Origin of the sequence: Pseudomonas sp. KB-10, from assembly GCF_018221585.1 — a bacterium.
Lineage (GTDB): Bacteria > Pseudomonadota > Gammaproteobacteria > Pseudomonadales > Pseudomonadaceae > Aquipseudomonas > Aquipseudomonas yangonensis.
Window position 1 is genome coordinate 1 of the sequence record NZ_QYYB01000024.1, and the last position, 1,852, is coordinate 1,852.

General features: G+C 66.5%; 2 protein-coding genes and 2 pseudogenes. All 4 read right to left on the minus strand.

Features of this window, described 5'->3' with window-relative positions:
* Positions 1–656: pseudogene (locus tag DXK50_RS24765) on the minus strand (relaxase/mobilization nuclease domain-containing protein); the annotation flags it as partial.
* Positions 657–1,008: 352 nt separating this feature from the next.
* The gene (locus DXK50_RS24770; protein ID WP_349292205.1) at positions 1,009–1,536 is read right to left on the minus strand and encodes a S26 family signal peptidase; all 528 of its coding nucleotides are present in this window, start codon (positions 1,534–1,536) and stop codon (positions 1,009–1,011) included.
* Positions 1,533–1,775: a hypothetical protein gene (locus DXK50_RS24775; RefSeq protein WP_212632138.1), complete on the minus strand. Its 243-nt coding sequence runs from the start codon at positions 1,773–1,775 to the stop codon at positions 1,533–1,535. The genes DXK50_RS24770 and DXK50_RS24775 overlap by 4 nt, the downstream gene beginning before the upstream one ends.
* Positions 1,772–1,852: pseudogene (locus tag DXK50_RS24780) on the minus strand (ParA family partition ATPase); the annotation flags it as partial. The gene DXK50_RS24775 and the pseudogene DXK50_RS24780, both read right to left, overlap by 4 nt.

Here is a 1,852-nt window from a genome sequence, read left to right on the forward strand (position 1 = left end):
GCCAGCTCCGAGGCGCGGTTGCGCATGCCCTCGGCGATGTAGTCGCGGGCGATCACCAGGTCCTTGCCGGTGTCGTCCTTGCCACGCAGGACGATATGGGTGTGCGGGTTGTCGGTATTCCAATGGTCGACCGCCACCCAGTCGAGGCGGGTGCCGAGGTCGGCCTCCATCCGGCTCATCAGGTGGCGGGTGTAGGTGCGTAGGTCATCGAGCAGCTCGGCATCCTCGGGCGAGACGATTAAGCGAAACTGGTGGCGGTCGTCCCGGCCGCGCTCCTCGAACGCATTAATGTCGGCCTGGTCGGTCAGCGGCCCGTAGGCCTGGCCCGGATCGCCCTCACGACTGACGCCGTCGCGCTCGATGTAGCGCAGGTGGCTGAGCGTCGAGCGCTTGCCGGCCTGGCACAGGTTCACCAGGCGCGTCTTGATGGTGACGCGACGGGCGTTGGACGGCAGTTGCTGCGCGCTGAAACGGGCGGCGACATGCCCGCGGCCGAGGCGGGCACCGGGCTGGTGGCCCGCCTTGCGCGGCTTTCCGGTGCCGGCCTTGTTGGCCTGGCGCAGCACCTGGTTGATGAAGGGTTGATCGCGTTGCTGCGGCTTGCCCGGCTGCGGGCGAAAGAGCAATTCGTCATCCGGACGGCTTCCCTTGCTCATGTTTGGACTCCTCTCCAAGTTAATCGCAGTACGGCGTGTCAGGCACGCTTTTAAGCCAGTGTCGCTGTGGGGCGAACACAATTTCGGCACCTGGCGACACCGGCGCTGTGTCGCCGCCAACCCCCGTGCAGACTGCTTTTCGGGCCAACGAAGTGCCGCCCCCTTTTATCTTGCCCTCTGCCTTTTCCGTGCCTTTGCGCTGTTGGGTTGGGTAATCAGGAGAGGCGGAACGGTGTCTTCCAAAGCTCCTGGTCGGCAGGCGAGGGACAGCAGTATCTGCAGCCAGGCGGCCCGCGACTGCGGCGATCGAGCGTACGCATTAGGCAGGCGGATCGACAGGGAAACGGCCAGCTCATCGACGCGATTCCAGCCACAAGGGCTGCGCCCGACCGATCACCGCGTCGGTGGATATCGGGCCGAAGTAGCGGCTGTCGAACGACGCCGGGTTGCTGCTGCTGAGCAGGAACAGCTCGTCGTCAGCCAGGCGCCGACAGGCCTGCCAGGTTGGCAGCGCGCGACCCTGTCGATCCCACCTCAAACGTCTCGCAACAAGGACACCATCGATACGCACCTGACTGCCTTGCATGCACACCCGCTGCGGCGCCACTGCCGCCACGGTCTTCAGCAACGGCACGTTCGCCGGCAGGTAGCCACGCTGCGCCGCCAGCGACCTTGCCTCTCGCGGCAGGCGAATCAGCACCAGGTCGCCAGGCGCCCACGAGTTGGCCGGCGAAATGCGGTACCAACCGACGGGCACGCTGTCGGACGCGTTGTAGACTAGCCGTGGTGGCGACGTCGCAATCGCTGCCCAACCCAGGGCCATCAGACTGCCGACGAGCAGCGCCAGTGGCCACAGCACGCCACGAGTACCCAAGGTCACGAGGTAGCCTCTGGAAACTGCCGCTCCAGCACTTCGCGCAGCATCTCCGCCATCGTCACGCCGCGGTCGAAGGCCGCCAGCTTGATCCGTGTGCGCAGCGCCGGCGTCACGTCCAGCGTCAGCCGGGCGCTATAGCGCTCGACCTTGCCGTTGTCGACTCCAGCACCCTGGCGTATCCAGGCTTCGGCCTGCGGATCGGCAAGCGGGCGTGCACCGATACCGATGCGCTTGCTGCTCATGGCGACCACCTCAGCAACTCGTCGACCAGACTGCTGACCTCGCGCGCGGCGGCGCTGTCCGGCGCCAGTTCGCGGGC